This window comes from Oligoflexus sp., assembly GCF_035712445.1.
GTDB lineage: Bacteria > Bdellovibrionota_B > Oligoflexia > Oligoflexales > Oligoflexaceae > Oligoflexus.
Window position 1 is genome coordinate 1 of sequence record NZ_DASTAT010000136.1, and the last position, 5,333, is coordinate 5,333.

The 5,333-nt window shown below is 54.6% G+C and carries 4 protein-coding genes; all 4 read right to left on the reverse strand.

Annotated features, from left to right (window positions below; all coding sequences use genetic code 11):
- Positions 1-1,859, reverse strand: a 1,859-nt coding sequence (locus VFO10_RS28600; protein ID WP_325145442.1) for a hybrid sensor histidine kinase/response regulator, incomplete at its 3' end; no start/stop codon positions are given.
- A gap of 181 nt (positions 1,860-2,040) precedes the next feature.
- Positions 2,041-2,694, reverse strand: coding sequence for a biliverdin-producing heme oxygenase (locus VFO10_RS28605; RefSeq protein WP_325145443.1), 654 nt, complete (start codon positions 2,692-2,694; stop codon positions 2,041-2,043).
- Between the two features lie 199 nt (positions 2,695-2,893).
- The gene (locus VFO10_RS28610) at positions 2,894-4,492 is read right to left on the reverse strand and encodes a hypothetical protein (RefSeq protein WP_325145444.1); all 1,599 of its coding nucleotides are present in this window, start codon (positions 4,490-4,492) and stop codon (positions 2,894-2,896) included.
- A 115-nt stretch (positions 4,493-4,607) separates the two neighbouring features.
- A partial coding sequence (locus tag VFO10_RS28615; RefSeq protein WP_325145445.1) for a SpoVR family protein occupies positions 4,608-5,333 on the reverse strand: 726 nt, incomplete at its 5' end.

Here is a 5,333-nt window from a genome sequence, read left to right on the forward strand (position 1 = left end):
TGCATCTCTTCCTGCATCGCGTGGGCGGTCAGGGCCACGATTGGTATTTCGACGCCCAAATCACGTAATTTGCGCGTTGCAGAATAGCCATCGAGAATCGGCATCTGCATATCCATCAGAATCGCATCGTAAGGATTGCTGGTCCCTTCCCGAACCGCCAGTTCCCCATCGCTGACCGTGGTCACGGAGGCTCCGCAGCGCTGCAGGATGCGTTTGATCAGAAGCTGATTATCTTTGGAATCATCGGCCACCAGAATTTTCATATCACTGAGTGGAAGTTCACCGGCTGAACTCGCAGCGCCTGGCTTGTGAACATGCGGTGACGATTGAAGGCTCAACATACGACCCGATTCCACGGTGACCAGGAACGTGCTGCCCACACCGGCCGTGGTTTCCAAAAGCTCCACATCGCCACCCAGGGACTGGGCCAGGGCCTTGGACAAGGCGAGGCCGAGGCCAGTGCCTCCAAAACGCCGGGTGGTGCTGGCGTCCTCCTGATGGAAGGGCTTGAAGAGATCCTTGCTTTCACTGATGCCGATGCCGGAGTCGATGATTTTAAGCGCAAGCAGAGCCGGTTGATCAGCCCTTTGAATCATGTCGACCGTCAGGCGGATCGCGCCTTTTTCGGTGAATTTAACCGCGTTGCCCACGATATTCACAAGGATCTGGCGGAGTCTTTTCGGATCGGAATAGACGACCGCCGGTACCCGCGGATGGATCGAGGTGCTCAGTTCGATATTTTTTTCCTGGAGCTTCACCTGGAAAGAAGTCGTGATGTCGTGAATCAGTTCGAAGATATCAAATGACTTTTTTTCGATTTCCATGCGACCTTCCTCGACTTTGGAAAGATCGAGGATGTCGTCGATCAATCGCGCAAGTTCCTGACCGTTTTTAATGATGCGATGAAGATACTGCTCCTGCTCATCCTTGCCGGTGTCGGCGGGATGCAGAAGAAGGTCGGCATAGCCCAGGATCACACCCAGAGGCGTGCGGATTTCGTGGCTCATATTGGCCAGAAACGTGGACTTGGCACGATTTGCGGCCTCGGATTTTTGCGTCTGGGCGCGCAGGCTGTCCTCTTTGCGTTTCTGATCGGTGATGTCCATGAGAATGCCGATGATGCGTTCAACCTTGCCGTTTGGATCGAAGTAGGCTTTGCCTTTCAGTCCGATCCAGCTTTCGCGGGCTTTCAGGCGGAACTCCACAGAATAGTCCGCATTGGCGGAAAGCGTGGCTTCCGGGTTGATGATGGATTGCTTCAGACTCTCCAGATCAGGAGGCGCTATGAGTTCGAAAAATTCATGCGCGCTCAGGTCCAAAGCGCCCTGAAGACCCAGGGCCTCAGCCGAGCGAGGGCAGAAGGTGAAGCGGTTTTCCGAAGGCCAAAAATCCCAAGTGCCAACGCGGGTCGATTCCATGGCCAGACGCAAGCGTTCCTGAGCGTCGGTCAGTTCCTGCTGGGCCCTGGTATGGGCCTCGCGCAGCCTTTTGGTTTCCAGCGCTTCGCGGGTGGCGGAACCAAGACGGGTCAGGGAATTCTTGGAAAGAAAGTCGGCGGCCCCTTTCTTCAGCGTCTGGGCCGCCCGATCTTCGGTGATGGCGCCGCTGATGATGATAAAGGGGATGTCCTTGCCGGATGCTCGCAGAATATCGAAGGCATCGAAGGAATCAAAGTCGGGGAGCTTGTGATCGCTGATTATCAGATCAAAATCGTCGTCCAGAGCCTTGATAAAATCCCGGCGCGAATACACATTGGTGAAGTCGACGACCTCATACTCATCCTTGAGAGCCCGCACTATGGCCTCTACATCGAATTCGAAATCTTCAACGAGCAGGACTTTGATTTTTGAAGGCTTCACCAACGTTTCCCCGTGGCCTTAGGCTCCTGGATTGAGGCTCTTAGGGTATGACCCAAGGGTGCCTATCTTGTCAATCTGTGGGAAAAATCCTGCACCCCTCTCTAGCATAGTGATGAGGTCCCTGTTGATTTCAATTATTCAATGATTCTATGCATAGATGCACAGGATAGGGATGGGGGCTTTAGTTTTTATCCAGCCAGGTCGCCAGAGCTTCGAAGGTTTTCTTTGCGCTTTCAATCATCACATCCTCGGCATGAGATTGCTCGGCGAAACGAACAAGTGCGTCACGTGTTTCCTTCCAACGCACGCCCACGGCATCACCGTAGCTGGAAAAAAAAGCGAGACCGTTATCAGGGCTCAGGTGAAGGCGGGAGGCCACATGCCTTGTGATGATCTGACCGCCGAGCGTGGAGCCTTCCATCACATAAAAGTTGCCCATGGCGCTGGCTTCATCGTGGATCCAATCCGGGGCAGGCGAAGAGGGAATATCCTTTGCCATCACGTTGAGACTGCTTAAATCTCTGAGCAGGCTCGGCGTTTTGAGCTTTTCCTTGAGATTGATATCGAGTGAGGGCCAGTGATCGAAAGCAGCCAGATGCGGTTCGACACTCTGATAAAAACCCAGAAATTTTTTCAGAATGGATTCGTAGAGAGGACGGGACACTGCGGGGCTCATGAGCTGCACCATGAGCGGATGATTATCCAGTCGATCATGATGGGGGCGGGTTTCCGTTCTTAGGCGCTGCAGTATCATAAGGTCCTCGGCAAAAGAACCGGACGGGCCGGTTTTTGCCAAGGTGCCCTGAGTGTTGGCTGTTGTCAATGACGGGTGCACGGAATGCCCGCCAAATTCGCAGTGCTGTGGTTAAGAGAATTTGGCATTCAAAATGGCTTACTCAGCTGCAACTCGCTCGGGTGGATAAAAGCTTTCTCTCGCCTGAATTCCGGGAAAAATACAAGGCCATCATCCAATCACGAGCAGCGATTTTGCAGTTGGCCTGAAGGGGCGGGCGCTGACGGCGCGCCAGCTCCTGTTACAGCCGCATACGGCCCGCGAGTCCGAGGCGGAAGGTGCTGATATCAACGGAGCCTTTGCTGAGGTTCCAGGTGCCGGTGCTGTAGCCGATCATCGCGCCCCATTCCCAATCCTGGGCCTTGGCCTTTTGAATGACGTTGGCTTCGAGGTCGAGCGTGAAGCTGTCGCTGATCTTGCGCTTTTTGCCCGCGACGCCGACTTCACCGATATCAATCGGTGTCAGCCGTCCACTGATATCATAATCAAAGTTTTGCGCCATGCTGATGACGTGATAGGAACCCTGCAGGTGAACGGTTGGACCGATTGAGATCGTGTCCCAGCCGCCGAAACGTTCCCCGCTGACAGCGAGACTTTCAAAGCTGACGAGCGCGCCGACCATGATGCGATCGAGGCTCGGCATCATCGCCGTGCGCATGGGCAGTCGATAAAGAGGCTCAAAACCAAGGCCGAAACCGAAGTAACTGCCTTTCGCTGTGGACCCAAAGCGGACCTGCGCGCGGGCCACGCCTTCCACTTCGTCGGTGATATCCTGCGTCGCGGCCACGTCCACGCGATTCAAAAGATAAACGGGAAATTCATTGGAAGCTTTGACCGCTCCCGAAACGGAAAGGCTTTCATTCTGTCCTTGAAATTCCACAGTTTTAAAGGCGATGGGCAGGCCTTCCCCTTCCGCGTCGGCATCCTCAGAAGGCATCACGGGATTGGGGGCCGGGATCGGTTCAGGCGGTGGGGGTTGCTGGACCTGAGTCTCAGGCGCAGGTTCGATTTTGTTCTGGGCGACACGCGGGGGCTCGCGACGCGGAGTCGGAACCGCGCCGGGGAGAGGTTTGGCTTCGACCAAGGGGCTGTCGGGCGTCACCGGCGTATAGAAAGGCTCATCCTTGGCTTTTTGCTGGAAGGCACGCCTTGTGGCGATCGCCTCCACCTTGGCTCCATCACCGACGTGAATCGCATCGGCATAGGAAAGCGCTGTGATCTGAGCGATGGAGCTATGCGTTTTGCTTTCGATGACCTTGGCTTTGCCCAAAAGTTTCTGATCGAAATTCAGCCAGGATCCATCAGCAGGATGCTGGGTCCTGACGCTGGTTTGATAAAAGCTAAGATCATCGCCTTCAAAGACGTTCTGCTCGGTGCCGCTGGAAAGCGTCAGATAACGGCCCTGGATCGAAGTCACATGGACATCGACGGGAAAGCGATTGAGCATGCGGAAGATGAGATTCTGCAGTCTTTGATCAAGATCCGCATCGGTGGCCGCGAGCAGCCAATTGAAAGGCAGGGTTTCACTTTCCGTCAGATAGTTGCGCATGCTCGGATGAAGAAGGCGCACAGTCCAACGCATGGTATCGCCCTGGCCCGTGACGGTCAGGTTCACCATGGCATCAATCTCATATTCCTCGGCCAGCTGCTGACGCCCTTCCGGTGTCGACCAAAGGTCGGCCGTCAGCACATCATTGCCGAAGACAAAGCGTTTGGAATTGCGAACGAGCTGCGGAAAGGTCGCATCAATGTGCTTTTTGCTCTGCGTGAAGCGATGCGATTCAGGGAAATTTCCCTGCCAATAGACGGGCATGATCGCAACCTGCCGAATATTGGGCAAGCGGTTCCCTTGGGCTTCCACCGCAAAGGCAGCCTGAGGCTGTAACGGAGAGAGGCCTGGCAAAGGCAGGACCAGCGCTGGGCCAGAGCCCAGCACCAGAAGCCATTGTACGAACTTAGACTTTTTCCACATTGTGGCTGGAGCCGTCATAAGAAACCCGCCGTTTGACGTCTTCGATGATCGTCTCGATATGCACTGGCCGTTGCCAGACTTTGAAGAGGTTGCGCAAGCATTCGGTGGTGAACTCATGTTTCAGGTCAGTACCTTCGTGCTGATGTTCAAGCAGGAGTTCGTTGCGATTCTTGAAGTTCCCATCCTTGACCAGGATGATGGGCTGGCCGAAGTTGGTCAGCTGACCCAGGAGAGCGTGCTTGATCTCGCCGAACTTTCTGTTGCTGATCACATAGCGGTTGTTACGACGATCATAATCGTAGAGGAACATTTTCTGCTCGTGGCAGAAATCTTCATCCAGGAAGGCGTCGATGAAGGTGATGTCGTTATGGACTTTGCGGACTTCCATGAGTTTCTTATCACCAAGGCCCAGCTGCTTGTCCCACTCGGCCCGTTTTTTCGGATCCTCGCAGTTCACGTAGTCAATCCCGAACTGACCCTTGTCCCAGCGTCTTTTGATATGACGGAGGAGTTCGAGGCCGAGTTTATAAGGATTGAGCTGACCAGGAGCCGCGGCGACCACACCGGAATGCTGATCGCAGTAGTCGATGATTTCCGAATCCTGCAAAGGATGCAGTTCCGTCATCATACGGCTATGCCAGTAGGTGGCCCAGCCTTCGTTCAGGATCTTGGTCTGACCCTGAGGCGCGAAGTAATAGGACTCATCCCG